The following is a 17,948-nucleotide window of genomic DNA, read 5'->3' on the forward strand; positions in this document are numbered from 1 at the left end:
TCGTTGAGTTACTAATCAGACATCAGCACGCGAGATGTCTCGCTTAGCTCGACACGACGTTCTCCTGGATTCTGCTATTCTGCCTACAGCTTGGCTACTGGCTTGGCCGGGGCTTCTTTCTCGCCCTGGGGCTCTTTGGCGCCGGCGGGTTTGGTGCCCTGCAAACTCAGCACGTAGGAGCTGACCTGTAGAATTTGCTTGCCCGAGAGCTTGCCTTTCCAGGCCACCATGCCCTTGCCCTGCACCCCAAACTTGATGGTCTTGTAGACGTGGTTGATTTCGCCGCCGTGCAGCCAGTACTCGTCGGTCAGGTTGGGGCCTACTTTGCCTTCGCCATTCATGCCGTGGCAGGGGGCACAGTTGGTCGTGAACAGGCTCTTGCCGCTGCTCAGGTCGGCGGCGGCAGTGAGGGCCGCGTAGGTGGTGAGCTTGTTGGAGTCGTCGGCATCGGCCGAGACGAGCAGGGCAGCCTGCTGCATTTCGGCGGCGTATTCGGCCCCTTGCAGCTGGCCGGCCTGGGTGAGGTGGAAGTAGCTCAGGTAGCCGATGGCAAAGACGATGGTGGCGTAGAAGCTGTACTTCCACCACGGCGGCAGGTCGTTGTCGAACTCATGAATTCCGTCGTAGTCGTGGTCCAGGAGCTCGTCGCGCACCTCGCCGCGCACCAGGGTGGCGTCGCCCACGGCCAGGCCCAGCACCCGGCCGCTCCAGGTGGGGCGCACGGTGGGCAGCTCGTAGAGGCGGCGCAGCTGGGGCCGCAGGCGCACTACGAGCGTGGCCGTGAGCAGCCCAATCAGCAGGATAACCAGGGCCAGGGTGCCGAGCAAAAACCAAAGCAGCATCCGTTGAAAATCGGAGGCGGCAGGGCCGGTCGAAGCCACCGCTTCTGCCGCCTGGGCCAGCGCCGGGCGGGCCACCAACTGCAGGGCCAGCAGGGCGCCGGTGCCGCGCAAAACGTTTGGTACTAACCTCATGCCGCCACGAGCTGCTCGGTGGGAACTGCGGCCGAAGGTGGCGTGGCTACCGGGGCCTGGGCCACAACGTGTACTGGAGTAGCGGGCTTGTCGTTGAGGTCGGCCTCGGCGGCTTCAGCGGCTACGGCCGCTAGGGAGGAGGCCGTCATTACCCCGAAAATCAGCACCACGGCGGCTACGAACCAGGCCAGCCAGCCCAGAATGTCGATAGGTTGGGGGCCGCTGGCGGCCGCCGTTTGGGCCGAAGCCATATAGGTAGTCAGCAGGCCCAGGATAGTCAGCAGGGAAGCGCGCTTGGTTAGCATAACACGTCGGGGTTAAGGGAGTAGAGGGTTTCGTCGTAGGTGTCGGCGGCCAGCGGCAGCTGACTCATGGTGGTGATATGCCGGCGGTTGGCCAACACCACGTAGGCCAGCAAACCCAGGAAAAAGAGGAAGAAGATGGCCAGGGAAATGAGCGGATAAATCTCAATGCCGGCTATGGATTGCAGGACGTTCTTGTGCATGACAGTGGGTTGCTAAAGAGCCATTTGTTAGGACGGCGCGTGCTGATGTTGCAGGAGTAATCTGATTACTGTTGCACGCCAGATGTCTCCCGTTGGCCGACAGGACGGGCAAGGCTATTTACTCGGCCGAGGCGGCGGCTACCTGCTCAGGCTTGACTTTTATGTCGGTACCCAGGCGCTGGAGGTAGGCAATGAGGGCCACGATTTCCTTGTCGGACTTTACTTCGATTTCTTCTTTGCGCAGTTCCGCCACGATGCCCTGGGCCTGGCGCTGGGCGTCGGCCACGGCCTGCTGGCCGTAGCCGGCGGGGTAGGGCGTACCCAGGCTTTGCAGCACGGTGATTTTCTTGGGCAGGGTGCTGTAGTCGATGCTGTTCTCGAAGAGCCAGGGGTAGGCGGGCATAATCGAGCCGGGCGACATGCTGGTGGGGTCCAGCATGTGGTTGTAGTGCCAGGAGTGGGGGTACTTGGCACCCACGCGGTGCAGGTCGGGGCCGGTGCGCTTGGAGCCCCAGAGGAAGGGCCGGTCGTAGACGAACTCGCCGGCTTTGGAGTACTCGCCGTACCGCTCGGTTTCGGAGCGGAAGGGGCGCACCATCTGGGTATGGCAGTTCGAGCAGCCCTCCTTGATGTAGATGTCGCGGCCCTGCAATTCGAGCGAGGTGTAGGGCTGCACGGCGGCAATGGTGGGCACGTTGCTCTTGACCAAAAACGTGGGAATCATTTCGATAGCGCCGCCGATGAGAATGGCAATGGTAGCGCCGATGCTGAGCTGCACGGGCCGCCGCTCAATCCAGCGGTGCCAGTGGCCGCCCTGGTGCTCTTCGACCAGCTCGGCGGGCATAAGGGGTGCAGCCTGGACTTTTTCATCAGCCAGCAGGGAGCCAGCGTTGGCGGTTCTGACCAGGTTGTAGAGCATCACAAACACCCCGCTCAGGTAGAGCACCCCGCCGATACCGCGCAGGTAGTACATGGGTACCAGCTGCAGCACGGTTTCGAGGAAGTTGGGGTATTGCAGCATGCCTTCCCCGTTGAACTGCTTCCACATCAACCCCTGGATGAAGCCGGCCCAGTACATGGGCAAGGCGTAGAACAGGATGCCGATGGTGCCCAGCCAGAAGTGGGTCGTGGCCAGTTTCTTGGAATACAGCTCGGTGCGGTAGAGGCGGGGCCAGAGCCAGTAAAGCATGGCGAAGGTCAAAAAGCCGTTCCAGCCCAGGGCCCCCACGTGCACGTGGGCCACAATCCAGTCGGTGAAGTGGGCAATGGCGTTGACGTTCTTCAAACTCAGCATGGGCCCCTCGAAGGTGGCCATGCCGTAGGCTGTCACGGCCACGACCATAAACTTGAGCACGGGCTCCTCGCGCACTTTGTCCCAGGCCCCGCGCAGGGTCAGCAGGCCGTTAATCATGCCGCCCCAGCTGGGCGCAATCAGCATGACGCTGAAGGCCACGCCCAGGCTCTGGGCCCAGTCGGGCAGGGCGGTATAGAGCAAGTGGTGGGGGCCAGCCCAGATGTAGATGAAAATCAGGGACCAGAAGTGGATGATGGAGAGGCGGTAGGAGTACACCGGCCGGCCGGCGGCCTTGGGCAGGAAGTAGTACATCAGGCCCAGATAGGGCGTAGTCAGGAAGAAGGCCACCGCGTTGTGGCCATACCACCACTGCACCAGGGCATCCTGCACGCCGGCGTAGAGCGAATAGCTTTTCAGCAGCGACACCGGCACGGCCATCGAGTTGACGATGTGCAGCACGGCCACCGTGAGGAAGGTGGCAATGTAGAACCAGATGCCCACGTAGAGGTGCCGCTCCCGGCGCCGGGCAATGGTGCCGAACATGTTCCAGCCAAAGACCACCCAGACCAGCGTTATGGCAATGTCGATGGGCCACTCCAGCTCGGCGTATTCCTTACTAGTGGTAAAGCCCATCGGCAGGGTCGCCACGGCCGAGAGAATGATGAGCTGCCAGCCCCAGAAGTGAATTTTGCTCAGCTTATCGGAGAACATCCGGGCTTTGCACAGGCGCTGCAACGAGTAATACACGCCGGTGAAGATGCCGTTGCCGACGAAGGCGAAAATCACGGCGTTGGTGTGCAGCGGGCGGATGCGGCCGAAGGTGGTGTAGGCCGTGCCCATGTTGAGCTCGGGCCGGGCCAATTGGAAGGCCGCCAGCACGCCCACCAGCATGCCGATAATGCCCCAGATGACGGTGGCCACCCCGAAGTCGCGCACGATCTTGTTGTCGTAGAAAAACGTGTCGACGGCCCGGGCGGGGGTAGTGGGTACCAGCGGCGCGTGGGGCGCGACAACCGGCGGTAGGGATTCGACTTGCATAGCCTTCAGAAGTAGTGGTTTTACTGCTTCAAAGGTCCTACAAGGCCGTTTTGGAAAAGATGACGAATGTCAGCTGCCGGGCTGATTGATGTCAGGCGACCAAAGCTCCCACTTCCGTTTTGGCGGTCTGGGCCTATCTTTCCGACCTATTCATACCACTTATGAACCTGCCCGACTACTACGCCGCCATGCGCCAGGCCGCTTTCCTGCAGCTCGGGCAGGGGCAGGCCGAGCTGGACCCGCTGCTGCATTCAGCTGCCACCGATACCCGCCGCGGCCTTACCCTGCTGGCCCGGCCGCCGGCCGCGGTGGCAGCGGCTATTGAGGCTGTGCTGGCCGACTTTCGCCAGATCGAGCCCGACCAGTATTATTACCCCGTTTCCGACCTGCACCTGACGGTGCTGTCCATCATTTCCTGCTACAGCGGCTTTACCCTAGACCTGATAAACCCCGCCGACTACCAACAGGCCGTGCGCCGTATCGTGGAGTCGGCGAAGCCCTTTACCATCCGCTTTGCCGGCCTGACAGCCTCGCCTGGTGCCATCATCGTGCAGGGCTTTATGGTGGATGAGGGTCTGAGTGAGCTACGCAACCAGGTGCGGGCGTTTTTCCGGCACTCCGAACTGCAGCAGTCCATCGACCAGCGCTACAGTATCCAGACGGCCCACGCCACGGTGGCCCGGTTTACCACCCCGTTGCGCGACCCGGCCCGGCTGATGGAGAAGATCCGGCAGTACGAGCATTGCTTCTTCGGCGACTTCGAAGTGCAGGACCTGGAGCTGGTGTATAACGACTGGTACCAGCGGGCTGGCAATACGGTACTGCTGGAAAAGTACTCGCTGGGCTAACTCCGAGCGGGGCTCCTGCACATTTGTTTGTAAATCGGCCGCCGCTCTACCACGCGAAAAGGCGCTGTCCGACGTGCCGGCAAGTGCCAAGTCTGAAACCGCCGTACCTTCGCCGCTGTTAGCCGAGCAGTTCTCTTTTCCCGGCCCGCGCCCCTTTCCTATGAATCGTAAAAACCTGTTGCAGTGGCTGCCTTTCGCCCTGTTGGCCGTGGTCATGTTCACCGATTTGCGCACCCCGGTGCTGGGTACCTTGCAGCGCGGCTTGTTGGCCACCGGCCTGTGGCAGGCAGATGCGCCCAAGCTGCCGGAAAAAGCGCCAGTGGTGGCTACCAGCAGCACCGGCTACCCGCACAACCTGACGCTGCTGGATCAGCAGGGCCGGGAAGTAAGCCTGAGTGCGCTCAAAGGAAAGGTGGTCTTCGTCAACCTGTGGGCCAGCTGGTGCCCGCCCTGCGTGGCCGAAATGCCCGGTATTCACGCCCTGTATAAGAAGCTGGACCCGAAGAAGGTGGCCTTCGTCATGATTTCCCTCGACCAGAACCCGGCCAAGGCCCAAAACCTAATCAAGCGCAAGGGCTACACCTTCCCAGTGTACTTCCCCACGGCTAATCTGCCCGCGCCCTTCGATTCCAATTCCATTCCCAGTACCGTCATCCTGGGCCCCGACGGGCAGGTGGCCGCCCGCCACGACGGCATGGCCGACTACGACACGCCCGAGTTCAAAGCTGCCCTGGAAAAGCTGGCCGCTCCGAGAAGCTAGTTCAGATTGCCGTAAGTGCAGCACACCAAGAAGCCCGCCAAGTCCAGTGAAGGATGTGGCGGGCTTCAGTGCTTGAATAGGTAGCGTAGACGATCTGCATTACTCCGGCTCGTCATCGAAGAGCATACGCACCGAGGGCGTGTAGTCGTCTTCGTACTGGCCCGAGCGCACGGCCCAGAGGAAGCCGCCCAGAAACAGCAGGGCGACTAGGAGGCTGATACCAATTAGCAGAAAGATAATGGTCATAGTCGGGAGAGGTTACAGCTGGCGGCGGTAAGCGGCGTAGCGCACCAGCAGGGTAGCAAACACCATTACGCTCAGCGAGCTGATGGGCATTAGAATGGCCGACACGATGGGGGTAAACTTGCCCTGCACGGCTAGGCCCAGGCCGATGCCGTTGTAGCAGAACGAGAGTACGAAAGTGGCCAGCACAATTTGCAGGCAGTCCTGGGAAAACTTGAGCACGGTGCTCAGCTGCCCGAAGCTGCTGGCGTCCAGGATGGCGTCGCAGGCGGGGGAGAAGTTGGTGAGCGTCTCGGAAAGAGCTACCCCGGCATCAGAGCGCTGCAGGGCTCCGGCATCGTTGAGCCCATCACCGACCATGACCACGCGCCGGCCCTGGGCCTGCTGGCGTTCCACGAAGTGCAGCTTGTCGAGCGGCGACTGGTGGAAGCGCAGTTCGGCCTCGGGACCGAAGAGCTGGCGCAGGCGGGGTTCGTCGGCGGCGTTGTCGCCCGTGAGCAGGGCCAGCTGGTAGCTTTGACCCAGTTCCTGCAGCAGGTTGCCCAGGCCGGGGCGGTATTCGCTGCTCACTTCGTACCAGCCTTCCACGAGCCCATCCAGCGCCACGTACACCCGGGCCTGCCGCTCGCCGTGCGTCGCGGAAGGCAAGTCAACGTAGGCGGCCGAGCCCAGGCGCACTTCCCGACCCGCCACCGTGCCACAGAGGCCCTGGCCCATGGTTTCCCGGAAGTTAGTTACGGGCAGAGCCGAGGCGCCGAGCTTTTCGACCAGGCGCTGGCTCAACGGGTGGGTCGACTGCCGGGCCAGGGCAGCCACGCGCTGCTCGTCCTCGGCACTCAAAGCCAAGCCGTGGAAGCTAACCACGGCGCGGTGAGCGTCGGTGAGGGTGCCGGTTTTGTCGAATACCAGCGTGGTGGCCCGGCCCAGGGTTTCGACCACGGCCGCGTTTTTCAAATACAGCTTATGCCGGCCGAGCACCCGCAGGGTGGCGCCCAGGGCAAAGGGCGTGGCCAAGGACAGGGCACAGGGGCAGGCAATAACCAGCACCGAGGTGCAGGCCCGCAGGGCCAGCTGCGGGTCGCGCGGGTACCAGTAGAGCACCGCGCCCACGGCCAGCAGCAGGGTTACGGCCACGAAGTAGCGGCCTACTTTGTTGGCGTAGGTTTCCAGCGTGGGCTTGCCTTCCTTTTGAAAGGCGGGGTTGTTCCAGAGCTGGGTGAGGTAGCCCTGCGACACTTCCCGCACTACTTCCAGCTCCACAGCCTCGCCCACCTGCCGGCCGCCGGCGTACACCACTTCCCCGACCTGCTTGCGCACCGGCAGACTTTCCCCCGAGACGAAGCTGTAGTCAACCTGCCCGGTGCCGCGCAGCAGCACTGCGTCGGCGGGAACGATTTCCTGGTGCCGCACCCGAATGCGCTGCCCGGCCCGCAGCTCCTTCACCGGCACCGACTCCTCGCCGCCATCCTTGCTGAGCACGGTCACGGCCACGGGGAAGTAGGAGGTGAAGTCCCTATCGAAGCGTAGGGCATCGTAAGTGCGCTGCTGCACCCACTTGCCGATGAGCATAAAGAATACCAGCCCGGTAAACGAGTCGAAGTAGCCCGGGCCGCGGCCGGTGGCAATGTCGAACACGCTGGTCGTGAACAGGGCTGTGAGTCCCAGACTGATGGGAAAGTCAAGGTTGATGTAGCGCTGCTTCAAGCCCTGCCAGGCCGAGAAGTAAAAGTCGCGGGCGCTGATGAGCAGCACGGGCAGGGCCAGCAAGAAGCTCAGAGCGCCGAAGAAGCGGCCAAACAGGCTCTGGAGCTGCTCGGTAAAGGAAAAATAGTCGGGAAAGGCCATCAGCATCACGTTGCCGAAGGCAAAAGCGGCCAGGCCCAGCTGGTAGTACAGGCGCCGGTTGGCGTGGTGGGGCTGGGTGCCCAGCTCGGCCAGGGTAATCCGGGGCTCATAGCCGATGGAAGCCAGCAAGGTCACAACTTCCTGCAGGCTGGTGGCGGCAGGCTGGTAGCTCACCGTCAGCTCCTTGCGCAGGAAGTTGACCCGGGAAGCCGTAATGCCGGGGTTGAGCTTAAACAGGTTTTCGAGCAGCCAGATGCAGGAGGCGCAGTGCATCTGCGGGATGTTAAACGTGAGCCGGTTGAGCGTCGGCGACTGGAACGTAAGCAGCTGGCTCTGCACCGATTCCAGGGCCAGGTAGTCGAAGCGGCCGGGCAGCTCCACGGTCTTTACTTTCTGGCCGGGCTGCTCGTCGAGGCGGTAGTAGGTGCATAGGTTGCGGGCGTCGAGCAGCTCGTAGACGGCCTTGCAGCCCGGGCAGCAAAAGGCCAGCTCGGGCCGGGCCGCCAGCCGGATGGGCTGCTCGGGCGGGCAGTCGTCGCCGCAGTGGGCGCAGGCCAGGTGGGTGAGAAGCGGGGCGGAAGCAGTGGCAGTCGACACGGGCGGAGCTAGGCTATTGGAAACCCAAAGCTCCGGTGCGCAGGCCGCCGAAAAGCTGACGAATGTCAGCCCGCCCCGCTGATTCATCTCAGCCGAAACTCCGCGGCCGAACCCGCATCTTTGCCCTGTTGTTCCGTAGCAGCCGGGCCGACGCTGCTGTCGGTCCGGTCTGCTTTTTTGCTCGTTGCCATGCCTCGTTCCCACGCTACCGGTTCCTTGCTGCTGGTGCTGGCCCTGTTTGTCTGGGCCGGTATGGTGGCCGGCATTTCCTTTCTGGAAGCGCCACTCAAGTTTACCGCGCCCCATATTACGGTGCCCTTGGGTTTAGGCATTGGCCGTATCGTGTTTGGGGCTTTGAATAAAGTAGAGCTGCTGCTGGCCACCGTGGCCGTAATCAGCGCCCTGGTAGTGCGGGTGCCGGCTCACATTGCCTCTACGCTGGGCTTGCTCAGCGGCATTTTGCTGCTTCAAACCTTCTGGCTCTTGCCGGCTTTGGATGTGCGGGCTCTGGCCTTGCTGGCCGGCCACCTGGCCCCGCCCAGCTCCCTGCACACGGTCTATATTGGCCTGGAAGTAGTCAAGCTGCTGACCTTGCTGCTTACCGGCAGCTGGGTTTTCCGCTGGGCCCTGCAGGTGGCCCGCGCACCGGTGGCGGGCCGCAAAGCCGCCCAGGTACCCGCCTAACCTTCCTTTCCCTCACTCATGACCCAGTTCCGCCCCGATATCCACTCCGAAGCCGACGTGCAGCGCCTCGTCGATACCTTCTACCAGAAAGTCAACCAAGACGAGCTGCTCGACCCGGTTTTCAACGGCTTTGCCCACGTCGACTGGCAGCGCCACCTGCCCATCATGTACGACTTTTGGAGCAGCCTGCTGCTGGGCACCTCGCGCTATGCCGGGCGGCCCTTCCCCAAGCATATCCCCCTGCCCGTCGATGCCACTCACTTTACCCGCTGGATGCAGCTTTTCGAAGCCACCGTCGACGAGCTTTTCGCCGGTCCCGTGGCCGATATTGCCAAAGAGCGGGCCGTGAACATTGCCACCATGTTCGAGTACCGCCTCCGCAAGCGCAACCCGCTGTCGTTACTGTAGGGCAGAGGTTGGTAAAACCCCAACAGACCCTCATGGCTCGCCAGGAGGGTCTGTTTTAATTAATCAGGTATTAGCCACGTAGCCTAACCAGCAGTCTTACTGCTAATAAGCAACGGCCCGCCTTCGAGTTACTCGGAGGCGGGCCGTTGCTTTGGGAACAAGCCCGGCTAGCGGAAAATCGGACCCCGGGCGTCTTCTAGGCAGCTCAGCGCGTGAGGCGCCCCGCTCGCAATAATGACGTAGTCGCCGGCCGTAACCTCAGTGGACAGCTCCTCTTGGGTGATGTGAACAACAAACCCGGCTACTACCAGTGGGCCCGGCGCAGCTTCTCGGGCTGTAGCACCCGGATGTTCTTGGGCGTCAGCTCAATCAGGCCGTCGTTCTTGAACTCGCTCAGAGTGCGAATCAAGGACTCGGGAGCGGTGCCGACCAGGGCGGCCATGTCGTCGCGGGAGAGGTAGATGGCCGCGTCGGGGGCCGTGGCGGCTTGCTCGTGCATGCGCAGCAGGGTGTCGGCCACGCGGCGGCGGATGGAATTGTAGGCCATGCCCAGCAACTGCTGCTCCCGCTCGGTGACGCGCCCGGCCAGCAGGCGAATAAACTGCTGCCCGACTTCGGGGTTGCGCAAAAGCTGGGAAAAATCGTCGCGCGGGATGTAGACCAACTCGGAGTCGTCGAGGGCTACGGCCGAGTCGCTGTGGGCGGTGTGTTCGAGCAGGGGCAGGTAGCCGAAAAACTCGCCAGGACCGTAGAGGCCCGTTATCAGTTCCTTGCCGCCCGGGGTGACTTTCAGGGTTTTGATGCGCCCACTTTTCACGAAATACACCCGGGTGGGCTCGTCGCCTTCGAGGTAGATGTCGTGCTTTTTGCGGACGGTATGCACCCGGCGGTCGGCCGAGAGGCTTTCCAGGTTAGCCACGGTCCGGGCATCGTCCAGGAAGTCGTTGAGGCCGCCGGGGGCCTGCAGGTCGTAGTCGGGCTTGAGGTGGCGGAAGCGGCGCAGGCGGCCGGTAATGGCGCTCAGCAACTCGGCCTCGTCGAAGGGTTTGGTCAGGTAGTCGTCGGCGCCCAGCTCCATACCCTTGCGCAGGTCGCTCCGCTCGGTTTTAGCCGTCAGAAAGATAAAGGGCACGCCGGAGAGCTGGGGGTTCTGGTTGAATATCTGGAGCACCCCGTAGCCGTCGAGCACCGGCATCATAATGTCGCACACCACCAAATCAGGCTTGGTGCCCAGGGCCAGTTCCACCCCGATTTTGCCGTTTTCTGCCGTCAGCACGTGGTAGCCCGAGAGCTCCAGAATTTCGGCCGTGTTTTCGCGGATCAGCTCGTTGTCCTCAATCAGCAGAATGGTTTTCATAGGGAATGGTGATGGTAACGGTGGTGCCCACGTTCAGTTCACTTTCCAGCGAAATAGCGCCGTCCATGAGCTCCAGGTAGCGGGCAATGATGTAGAGGCCCAGGCCGGTGCCAGGCAGGTTGGCCGCATTGCGGGCCCGGAAAAACCGCTCGAACAAATGCTCCTGGTCTTCCCGGGAAATGCCCAGGCCCTGATCCTGCACCCGCAGCGTGAGCCGGCCCGGCTGGCAGGCGGCCTGCACCGTCACCACCGAGTTTTCGCCCGAGTACTTGATGGCGTTGGAAAGCAGGTTGACCAGGATTTTGCGCAGCAAGGACGGGTCGAGGCGCACCGGGCCGGGGCAGAGCACCTGCCGCTCGATGCGCTGGCCAGCTTTGAGCATGCCCTGCACGTCGGTGGCGGTTTCTTCCAGCAAATCAGCTAAGTCCAGGTTCACCGGGCGGGCTTCGATTTTACCTTCCTCAATGCGGCCTACCGAGAGGAATTCCTCCAGAATGTCGTTGAGGTGATTCACCGAGGCCCGGATGCGCTGCAAGTGCTTGAGACGCTTGTCCTGCTGCTCGGTAGCCGGGTATTTTTCAATGAGCGTGGCCGAGGTGAGCACCGCCGTGAGCGGGGTCCGGAACTCGTGGGAGGCCATGCTCACGAAGCGCGACTTGAGCTCCCCGAGTTCCTGCTCGGCGGCCAGGGCCTGGGTCAGCTCCTGGCTGCGCTGCTCAAGCTGCTCGAGGGTGCTGAGCAGGGCGTGGGTGCGGTCGGCCACTTTCTGTTCCAGCTCGGCGTTGAGACGCTCCACATGTTCGCGCTGGGCAATGAGCTCCTGCTCGGCTTCCTTTTTAAAGGTGATGTCGAGCACGTAGGCCACCACGTAGAGCTCCTCGTCGAGGTAGAAATAGCTCAAACTGACTTCCACCGGAAACACTGAGCCGTCCTTGCGCTGGCCCAGCAGGTCGCGGTTGTGACCCATGCCGCGTACCGAGGGTTTCTCGTTAAAAGAAGCCCGCAGCTGGTCGTGGTGGCGGCCGGCAGCGTTGGGCACCAGCACGTCGATGCTGTGGCCGATTAATTCCTGAGGTTGGTAGCCGAAAAGCTGCTCGGAAAGCTGATTGGCCGATACGATGGTGCCGGGCCGGTCGCAGACAACGATGCCGATGGTAGCGTTGGTAAAGACGGCCTCAAAGCGCCGCACGCTGTGGGCCAGCTCCCGCTCGGCCTGCTGCAGGCGGTTTTGCTCGGTGAGGCGCACCAGCAGAAACGGCTGCCCGCTCTGCTCGAAGTAGGCCAGCTCGACCCGCCCCCAAAACGTGCCGCCCCCGGTGTAGCGCCGGATTTCCACCTCGATATCCTGGCGGCCTTCCCGCTGGGTTTGGGCGCACAGCGCTGCCCACTGCCCATCGGCCCAGGGCGTAGCGCGCAGGGTGCGGGCCGGGTCCGTGAGAAATGCTTCCTCCGATGGATAGCCCAGCAACTGCAGCCCGGCCGGGTTGACCTGGGTAAACCAGCCCTGGGTCAGGTCATACAGGCCCACAAACTCCCGGGCCTGGGTGTAGAGCAAGTCGAGTAGGATAGGGGCAAAGGCGGCAGGCAGCATAGAACGAAATACGCGCCGGAGCAGCAAACAAACTCCGTGGCGGGTGCGAAGATAGAAGAAGACGGCTTCGGGCTTCAGCTGACAAAAATCAGGTGGCCTGCTGACCGGCATCATCTAAGCGGCGGGTCCGGTCCGGTAATTTTACGGCTGCACCCTTATCCTGAGTTCCCATGCCAACGTCCTCTTCCTTTCTTGTCCGGCCCACCGACGCCGCGGTGCTGCTGGTGCTGCTGCCCGAGGCAGGGGCGGCCCGCCCGGCTCCAACTGCGCTCCAGGCCCTGCAGCGGCAGCTCGGGGCGGCCGTGCGGGTGTTGCGGGTGGAAGAGGCCCGCCACCCGGCCGTGGTGCACAGCTTTCAGGCCACCGAGTTGCCGGCCCTGGTGCTGGTGCAGCAAGGGGTAGAGCTGTGGCGCCAGCAGGGCCTGCCCACCGATGAGGCCCTGGCTCCGCTGCTGCTCAGCAAGCTCCGGCCCGCCAGCCGTCCGATACCTCAGCCTGTGTCATAAGGAGGTGCCAGCTGGGGCGGATAAGTCACAAAGCCAGTTCGCCTACCTGACAAAAATCAGCTTCGGGCCCTAATTTCTGGCAGGGTTTGGCGGCCCGGATGGCGCAACCTTGCTGCCGCATTTTCACCCTTACACTTCCTGGTTATGGCTGCTTCCCTGCTTGTGCTTACCGACTTCCGCCAGCCCGCCCACCGGGCCCTGGATTACGCCACCAATCTGGCTACCGCCCTGGCCGCGCCCCTGGTAGTGCTGCACGTGCGCCGCACGGCGGCCTTCGACGCGGAGCGCTTCACGGGCCGCATAACGCCCCGCAGTGCGGAAGCCACGGCCCTGGCTCTAAGCAGCCTCACCGACCAACTCACCGTACCAGCCGTGGCCGAAGTGCAGGAAGGTCCGGTGGTTGAGGCCGTGGCCAAGGCCTTGGCGCAGCATCGGCCGGCCTTGCTCGTCCTGGGCCGCCCCGACAACGAGGTGCTGCCCGACGAGCTGGTTTCGACTACGGCCCTGGAGCTGCTGCGGGCCGCGCCCTGCCCCATGGTGGTAGTGCCCCCGCAATCCAGCCTGACGCTCCCGCGCCGGGTGCTCGTGGCCCTCGATGCCGAAAGCTTCAGCCTGGGTGGGCATGCCCGCTTTATCCAGTATTTCCTCGCCCAGCTGCCCAGCCAGCTCACCGTGCTGCACGTGAGCCCCGCGCCCGCCGCCGCGGGGGCCGCCGCCGCCGCCGAGGCCCTGAAGCAGGCGGGCATTACGGGCGCGGCCGCGCCCCAGCTACGTCCCCTGGTACGGCCCGAGGTGGCAGCCAGTATTGTGGAGCAAGCCGCCACCGGCGAGTTTGACCTGGTCGTGGTCGTGGCCCGCCCGCGCACCTTCCTGGGCCGGTGGTTTCACCGCAGCGTCACGGCCCACGTGCTGCTGCACAGCCCGGTACCCGTGCTGGTACTGCCGGCAGAGTAATTTTTTGACCCGGCCAGTACGCAAAAAGCCGCTTCTACCGGGTAGGAGCGGCTTTTGTTATCGTGGAACAGGCAGGGGCTAGTGCACGATGCGCAGCTCGTACCGGGGCTCTGCGGCCGAGGCGGCGTCGCCGTGGTCTACAGTGAAGGCGCCCACCCGGCTAGGGCCGTAGCCCAGATTTACTTTCACAAACTCGTTGCGGGAAGGCAGCATGCCGATAATTTCCTGGCGCAGCAGCTGCAAATCGTCCTGCAGGTTTTGAATGCGCTGCTCCACCTCGTCGGTGTGCTGGTCGAAGCTGCCGGTGGCGGGGCGGTGGTCGAAGGCCTGGTTGGCCTGGGCCTCACTGGCGGCCGAGTTGGGCAATGACTTGGATTCGACAATAGCCTTGCGCAGGTCTTCTTCGGCCTCCAAATAGGCTTTTACTTTGTCTTCGAGCGGAATCAGGGCGGGGTCGAGGTAATCGAGGTTGCTGGCCATTGCAGAAAGGGCGAAAGGGGATATATAGTCTTTGCTGAAACAACGCAGATACCCCGCAGAAGGATACAGCGCGCCGGCTCGGAACGGCCCAGCAGGCTCGGCCCTTACTACCCAAATGCAGGAATTCCGTACCCTGTGGCAACTCCTCTTACCTTTGCCCCATGTCCCGAACTCCTGCTCCCGACCCCATCGGCCACGCTATGCTGGCCTATTTACAAGGCAACCAGAAGGCTGAGCTGACCGTGCACAGCAACGTGGCCGACGAAGAGCCCCTGCCGGCCAGCTACTTTTTTCGCACCCTCTGGGAAATGCCCGAGCTGGAGCGCACCGCCCTGGAAGAGTGCCGGGGCCGGGTGCTCGACGCCGGGGCCGGGGCCGGCTGCCACAGCCTGGAGCTGCAAAGCCGCGGGTTTCAGGTCAAGGCCATTGACGCCTCGCCCGGTGCCGTGCAGGTGCTGCAGCAGCGCGGGGTGCAGGAAGCAGCCTGCCACAGCCTGTTCGAGTTGCCCGCCGGCGAGCATTACGACACGATTCTGATGCTCATGAACGGCATGGGCCTGGTGGGTACGCTGGAGGGGCTGGAGAAATTTCTGCACCAAGCCAAGCACCTGCTGGCCCCCGGCGGCCAGATTCTGGCCACGTCTTCCGACATCAGCTACCTCTACGAAGACGAGGAGGGCGCCCTGGTCATCAACCTCAACGGCCCCTACTACGGCGAAGTAGAGTACTCGATGACCTACGGCGAGGAAACCGGTACGTCCTTCGACTGGCTGTTCGTGGATGCCGGCCTGTTGCAGGATTATGCTGAGGAAGCCGGCTACGAAGTCGAGTTTCTGGGCGAAGACGACCAGCAGCAGTACCTGGTGCGCCTCACGCTCAAGCAGCAGAACATCGACAACGTCTAGCCGCCCGTCCGGGAATATAAGCTGCTGAGCACAAGCAGTAAAACCTTGTTATGGAGCTGCGGCCTTAACCGGCGGAACCCGTTGCCGGTTTCGCCTGCACTTTTGATACTACCTATGGAATACGCCAAAACCTACACTGCCCGCTGGGCCGACATGGACCCCAACGTGCACATGCGCCACTCGGCCTACACCGACTACGCCGCCCAGCTGCGCCTGGAATTTCTAGCCGAATCCGGCTTCCCCATGAAGCGCTTCGCCGAGCTCGGCATCGGCCCGATTCTGTTCCGCGAAGACACCCGCTTTCTCAAGGAAATCAGCCTGAGCGAAACCATCAGGGTAACCGCCGAGCTCAGCGGCCTCAGCGCCGATGGGTCCCGGTGGCGCATCATCCACACCATCTTCAAAGCCGACGGCCGCGTAGCCGCCACCGTGGCCGTCGATGGTGCCTGGCTCGATTTGCGCCTGCGCAAGCTCACCGTACCCCCCGTGGAAATGGTAGCCGCCATGCTCCAGCTCGACAAGCACGAAACCTACGCCGACATCGAGCGGGGTCAGAAGTGAGGTGGTGAAATTGTGAGCTAGTGAGTTGACGTTCCGCTAGCAAAAGCGGCGCATGCCGGCCACTGCCAAGAACCTTGCCCTCAACTAGCAAAGCCCTTTGCCATATCGTGGTAAAGGGCTTTCTGCATCGGTTTTAAACTTCCCGGCAAAGCATAAAAAGTTCTCTCACGCCCACGGCGCAAGACGAACCTCAAGCTCACCAGTTCACCAGCTCACTAGTTCACCGCCTTCGTAATCCGCTCCAGCTGCTTCTGGTGGTGCAGCACGTGGTCGACCATGAAGTCCAGGGTCTGGTAAATGTTGAGCATGCCCGAGCGGGGGTGCTTGAAAATGTCGCGGTTCAGCAGCGGGCTGGGAAACTCGTTGAGGGTTTGCTCCAGCTGCCGGCGCACCCGCTCCCACTCGGTGCGCAACTCGGGTAGGGGTGGGGCGGTTTCGGGAGTGAGGGCGGCCAGGTATTTGGGCGCCTTGAAGCGCAGAAACGGCAGGCGCAAGGCCAGCCGCAGCACCCGGGAGCGGACAAACGTCAGGAAGCTGGTTTTGCGCAAGCCTTCTTCCTGCTGAATCTTCTTGTTGATGTACTGCCCAATACCGATTTCGGACACCAGCAGGTGCTGCACCACCTGCGCCGCCGACCACTGCCCCGCTCCGGGCGACTGGTGGGACTTCTCGCCCAGAGCCTGCGCCGAAGCCAGCAGGCGGTTGGTGACTTGTTCGAGTTGCTCGAACCGGATGTGCAGACGGTGATTCATGCGGGTGGGGGCGGGAAGAAGTCAGTAGATTTGGGCAAAAGGTACGTAAAATACCCAGTTGCAGCCCGACGCTAGAACTGTTGCCCGGGCCTCCGCAGACCTTTTTTCTGGTCATTTCCTTTCGTTTTGCGCCTGACTTACTTGCCTTTACTTGCTTGTCTGCTACCCCCGGGCGTTCCTGGGTCGGGGCACTACGTGGCCCGCCGATGAATGAACCCGAAACCGTTGATGCGCCGCGCTGCCGGAGCCGGCCCGTGGGCTGGTGGCTGACGGGTGGCATTTTTCTGCTCTATTGCCTGTATCTGCCGTTTTCGGGCTATTCGGAAATGGTCTACGATGCCCTGGGCTACTGGAACCTGACCGAGCGGTTTTTCCGGGGCGGCCGCTTCCACCTGCTGGCCTACGATAATGCGCTGCGGGGCTACCTGCTGCCGTTGCTCAACCTGCCGGCCAAGGCGGCGGTGCACTTCACGGGGGCTGCCCCCCTCACGCTTACCCGCCTGATGGGCGCAGCCTACGCGGCGGCGTTGTTTGGCTGGGCCGGGCCTGGGCTGTGGCTGCGGCTGTTTCCGCAGCACCGTTTGGGCTGGCTGCCGCGCCTGGCATTTGCGGGGTTGGGCTTCCTGTTCTGGCGCGACTATTTCAACTTCGTGCTATCTGACTTTCCGGCCCTGCTGGCCTTGGTGCTAAGCCTGTGGTTGGTGCTGGGGCGCCAAGGCTGGACCCTGGCCGTACTGGCCGGAGCCTGCCTCACGGCGGCCAGCAACATCCGGCCCGTATACCTGCTGGCCGCCCCAGTGGTGCTAGTGCTAGGCCTGCTGACGGCCTCTAACCACCGCCACCGCCTGGTAAACGTACTGGGCCTGCTGCTGGGCTTTGCCCTGATTGCCGGGCCGCAGCTGCTGCTCAACCTGCGCCACCACCATGTGGCCACGCCACTGGTGCTCTCCCGCGACGCCCGCCTGCCCACAGCCAACCTATATCTGGCCCAACTGGGCTGGGGGGTAGTTATTCAGAAATATGAAACCAGTCTGGACCCAAGCTTTCCGGCGCCGCGCATGCTTTACACCGACGCGGCCGGCCAAGCCCTGTTGCGGCGGTTGAACATCCACCACTTCACCGGCTACGGGCCGTATCTGGCCACGGTGCTGCGCGAGCCGCTGGCTTTTGCCGGCCTTTACGGGCGTCATTTATTTAATGGCCTGGATGTACAGTATCCCAGCTTATTTGTAGTGCAGGTGGCGGCCCGCTCGTCTGGGCTGGCGGGGCTGCACTATTCGGTCTGGTTTGGAGCGCTGCTCGTGGCCGGGTGCGGTATCCGGCGGGGGGCGTTTAGTGGGCGGGTGCTGCTTACGGGAGTCGCGCTGCTGCTGCCCTGCCTGGCGGCCCTGCCTCTGGCTACCGAGTGCCGCTTTTTGCTGCCCTTACAGCTTCTGCTCTATGCGATTGCCTGCTTTGGCGGAGCCCAGTGGAGGCCCTCCTGGCCGGCGGTTTCCTGGCCCAAAATAGCTCTGGCGGCCGCTGCCTACGTGGTGTTTCTGCTGCTCTGCTTCCGGCTGTCGGCCCAGACCCAGGCCCAGCTCACGGCCGACGTGCGGGTGTTGGCCCCGCTGGGTAGCGCCGAAGCGCCACGCTGAGGCCCGCCG

Annotated in this window: 19 protein-coding genes; 9 read left to right on the plus strand and 10 right to left on the minus strand. The window is 62.9% G+C overall.

All coding sequences use genetic code 11. The features are described 5' to 3' along the window. Positions 1-83: 83 nt before the first annotated feature. From MUN80_RS15375 to ccoN, 4 genes are all read right to left on the minus strand, one after another. Positions 84-974, minus strand: coding sequence for a cbb3-type cytochrome c oxidase N-terminal domain-containing protein (locus tag MUN80_RS15375; RefSeq protein WP_244714303.1), 891 nt, complete (start codon positions 972-974; stop codon positions 84-86). Then, a complete protein-coding gene (locus MUN80_RS15380) occupies positions 971-1,279 on the minus strand; it encodes a hypothetical protein (RefSeq protein WP_244714304.1) in 309 nt (102 codons plus the stop codon). The genes MUN80_RS15375 and MUN80_RS15380 overlap by 4 nt, the downstream gene beginning before the upstream one ends. Then, complete coding sequence (locus MUN80_RS15385) at positions 1,273-1,479, minus strand: hypothetical protein (protein ID WP_244714305.1); 207 nt, start codon at positions 1,477-1,479, stop codon at positions 1,273-1,275. The genes MUN80_RS15380 and MUN80_RS15385 overlap by 7 nt, the downstream gene beginning before the upstream one ends. 118 nt (positions 1,480-1,597) lie before the next feature. Beyond that, complete coding sequence (ccoN, locus tag MUN80_RS15390) at positions 1,598-3,811, minus strand: cytochrome-c oxidase, cbb3-type subunit I (RefSeq protein WP_244714306.1); 2,214 nt, start codon at positions 3,809-3,811, stop codon at positions 1,598-1,600. A gap of 161 nt (positions 3,812-3,972) precedes the next feature. Between ccoN and MUN80_RS15395 the strand changes: the two genes are divergently transcribed. Beyond that, positions 3,973-4,659 carry a 2'-5' RNA ligase family protein gene (locus MUN80_RS15395; protein WP_244714307.1) on the plus strand — a complete coding sequence of 229 codons (687 nt, stop codon included), beginning with the start codon at positions 3,973-3,975 and terminating at the stop codon, positions 4,657-4,659. Positions 4,660-4,819: 160 nt separating this feature from the next. Beyond that, entirely contained in the window at positions 4,820-5,419 is a 600-nt protein-coding gene (locus MUN80_RS15400) for a TlpA family protein disulfide reductase (protein ID WP_244714308.1), read from the plus strand. 99 nt (positions 5,420-5,518) lie between these two features. On the opposite strand, the gene ccoS is transcribed toward MUN80_RS15400, so the two are convergent. Beyond that, the gene (gene ccoS / locus MUN80_RS15405; protein ID WP_100335566.1) at positions 5,519-5,665 is read right to left on the minus strand and encodes a cbb3-type cytochrome oxidase assembly protein CcoS; all 147 of its coding nucleotides are present in this window, start codon (positions 5,663-5,665) and stop codon (positions 5,519-5,521) included. A 12-nt stretch (positions 5,666-5,677) separates the two neighbouring features. Beyond that, positions 5,678-8,104, minus strand: coding sequence for a heavy metal translocating P-type ATPase (locus MUN80_RS15410; RefSeq protein WP_244714309.1), 2,427 nt, complete (start codon positions 8,102-8,104; stop codon positions 5,678-5,680). Positions 8,105-8,293: 189 nt separating this feature from the next. Here MUN80_RS15410 and MUN80_RS15415 point away from each other — a divergent pair, with 189 nt between their 5' ends. Next, a complete protein-coding gene (locus MUN80_RS15415) occupies positions 8,294-8,788 on the plus strand; it encodes a hypothetical protein (protein WP_244714310.1) in 495 nt (164 codons plus the stop codon). Positions 8,789-8,806: 18 nt separating this feature from the next. Then, positions 8,807-9,196: a group III truncated hemoglobin gene (locus MUN80_RS15420; protein WP_244714311.1), complete on the plus strand. Its 390-nt coding sequence runs from the start codon at positions 8,807-8,809 to the stop codon at positions 9,194-9,196. A gap of 304 nt (positions 9,197-9,500) precedes the next feature. Here the strand turns inward: MUN80_RS15420 and MUN80_RS15425 are convergent, their stop codons facing one another. Both MUN80_RS15425 and MUN80_RS15430 read right to left on the minus strand, forming a co-directional pair. After that, positions 9,501-10,553 (minus strand): response regulator, encoded by a 1,053-nt coding sequence (locus MUN80_RS15425; protein WP_244714313.1) that lies wholly within the window; start codon positions 10,551-10,553, stop codon positions 9,501-9,503. Further along, entirely contained in the window at positions 10,531-12,144 is a 1,614-nt protein-coding gene (locus MUN80_RS15430; protein WP_244714315.1) for a sensor histidine kinase, read from the minus strand. The genes MUN80_RS15425 and MUN80_RS15430 overlap by 23 nt, the downstream gene beginning before the upstream one ends. Before the next feature lie 170 nt (positions 12,145-12,314). Here MUN80_RS15430 and MUN80_RS15435 point away from each other — a divergent pair, with 170 nt between their 5' ends. Both MUN80_RS15435 and MUN80_RS15440 read left to right on the plus strand, forming a co-directional pair. Next, positions 12,315-12,650, plus strand: a complete 336-nt coding sequence (locus MUN80_RS15435) for a thioredoxin domain-containing protein (protein ID WP_244714317.1) — start codon at positions 12,315-12,317, stop codon at positions 12,648-12,650. A 144-nt stretch (positions 12,651-12,794) separates the two neighbouring features. Then, positions 12,795-13,604, plus strand: coding sequence for a universal stress protein (locus MUN80_RS15440; protein ID WP_244714318.1), 810 nt, complete (start codon positions 12,795-12,797; stop codon positions 13,602-13,604). Between the two features lie 78 nt (positions 13,605-13,682). Here MUN80_RS15440 and MUN80_RS15445 read toward each other — a convergent pair whose 3' ends face one another. Then, entirely contained in the window at positions 13,683-14,084 is a 402-nt protein-coding gene (locus tag MUN80_RS15445) for a hypothetical protein (protein WP_244714319.1), read from the minus strand. A gap of 161 nt (positions 14,085-14,245) precedes the next feature. On the opposite strand from MUN80_RS15445, the gene MUN80_RS15450 reads away from it, so the two are divergent. Beyond that, positions 14,246-14,989, plus strand: coding sequence for a class I SAM-dependent methyltransferase (locus MUN80_RS15450; RefSeq protein WP_244714320.1), 744 nt, complete (start codon positions 14,246-14,248; stop codon positions 14,987-14,989). A gap of 114 nt (positions 14,990-15,103) precedes the next feature. Next, positions 15,104-15,550: an acyl-CoA thioesterase gene (locus tag MUN80_RS15455; protein WP_244714321.1), complete on the plus strand. Its 447-nt coding sequence runs from the start codon at positions 15,104-15,106 to the stop codon at positions 15,548-15,550. A gap of 215 nt (positions 15,551-15,765) precedes the next feature. Here MUN80_RS15455 and MUN80_RS15460 read toward each other — a convergent pair whose 3' ends face one another. After that, positions 15,766-16,302: a DinB family protein gene (locus tag MUN80_RS15460; RefSeq protein ID WP_244714322.1), complete on the minus strand. Its 537-nt coding sequence runs from the start codon at positions 16,300-16,302 to the stop codon at positions 15,766-15,768. A 206-nt stretch (positions 16,303-16,508) separates the two neighbouring features. Here MUN80_RS15460 and MUN80_RS15465 point away from each other — a divergent pair, with 206 nt between their 5' ends. Next, positions 16,509-17,939 carry a hypothetical protein gene (locus tag MUN80_RS15465; RefSeq protein WP_244714323.1) on the plus strand — a complete coding sequence of 477 codons (1,431 nt, stop codon included), beginning with the start codon at positions 16,509-16,511 and terminating at the stop codon, positions 17,937-17,939. Positions 17,940-17,948 lie beyond the last annotated feature (9 nt).

The organism is Hymenobacter cellulosivorans, assembly GCF_022919135.1.
In the GTDB taxonomy this organism is placed as follows: Bacteria; Bacteroidota; Bacteroidia; order Cytophagales; family Hymenobacteraceae; genus Hymenobacter; species Hymenobacter cellulosivorans.

What these genes read in the sequence shown, in the direction of transcription:
- MUN80_RS15375 (WP_244714303.1), bottom strand. Translation starts at nt 974, where the DNA reads ATGAGGTTAGTACCAAACGTTTTGCGCGGCACCGGCGCCCTGCTGGCC.
- MUN80_RS15380 (WP_244714304.1), bottom strand. Translation starts at nt 1,279, where the DNA reads ATGCTAACCAAGCGCGCTTCCCTGCTGACTATCCTGGGCCTGCTGACT.
- MUN80_RS15385 (WP_244714305.1), bottom strand. Translation starts at nt 1,479, where the DNA reads ATGCACAAGAACGTCCTGCAATCCATAGCCGGCATTGAGATTTATCCG.
- ccoN (WP_244714306.1), bottom strand. Translation starts at nt 3,811, where the DNA reads ATGCAAGTCGAATCCCTACCGCCGGTTGTCGCGCCCCACGCGCCGCTG.
- MUN80_RS15395 (WP_244714307.1), top strand. Translation starts at nt 3,973, where the DNA reads ATGAACCTGCCCGACTACTACGCCGCCATGCGCCAGGCCGCTTTCCTG.
- MUN80_RS15400 (WP_244714308.1), top strand. Translation starts at nt 4,820, where the DNA reads ATGAATCGTAAAAACCTGTTGCAGTGGCTGCCTTTCGCCCTGTTGGCC.
- ccoS (WP_100335566.1), bottom strand. Translation starts at nt 5,665, where the DNA reads ATGACCATTATCTTTCTGCTAATTGGTATCAGCCTCCTAGTCGCCCTG.
- MUN80_RS15415 (WP_244714310.1), top strand. Translation starts at nt 8,294, where the DNA reads ATGCCTCGTTCCCACGCTACCGGTTCCTTGCTGCTGGTGCTGGCCCTG.
- MUN80_RS15420 (WP_244714311.1), top strand. Translation starts at nt 8,807, where the DNA reads ATGACCCAGTTCCGCCCCGATATCCACTCCGAAGCCGACGTGCAGCGC.
- MUN80_RS15425 (WP_244714313.1), bottom strand. Translation starts at nt 10,553, where the DNA reads ATGAAAACCATTCTGCTGATTGAGGACAACGAGCTGATCCGCGAAAAC.
- MUN80_RS15430 (WP_244714315.1), bottom strand. Translation starts at nt 12,144, where the DNA reads ATGCTGCCTGCCGCCTTTGCCCCTATCCTACTCGACTTGCTCTACACC.
- MUN80_RS15435 (WP_244714317.1), top strand. Translation starts at nt 12,315, where the DNA reads ATGCCAACGTCCTCTTCCTTTCTTGTCCGGCCCACCGACGCCGCGGTG.
- MUN80_RS15440 (WP_244714318.1), top strand. Translation starts at nt 12,795, where the DNA reads ATGGCTGCTTCCCTGCTTGTGCTTACCGACTTCCGCCAGCCCGCCCAC.
- MUN80_RS15445 (WP_244714319.1), bottom strand. Translation starts at nt 14,084, where the DNA reads ATGGCCAGCAACCTCGATTACCTCGACCCCGCCCTGATTCCGCTCGAA.
- MUN80_RS15450 (WP_244714320.1), top strand. Translation starts at nt 14,246, where the DNA reads ATGTCCCGAACTCCTGCTCCCGACCCCATCGGCCACGCTATGCTGGCC.
- MUN80_RS15455 (WP_244714321.1), top strand. Translation starts at nt 15,104, where the DNA reads ATGGAATACGCCAAAACCTACACTGCCCGCTGGGCCGACATGGACCCC.
- MUN80_RS15460 (WP_244714322.1), bottom strand. Translation starts at nt 16,302, where the DNA reads ATGAATCACCGTCTGCACATCCGGTTCGAGCAACTCGAACAAGTCACC.
- MUN80_RS15465 (WP_244714323.1), top strand. Translation starts at nt 16,509, where the DNA reads ATGAATGAACCCGAAACCGTTGATGCGCCGCGCTGCCGGAGCCGGCCC.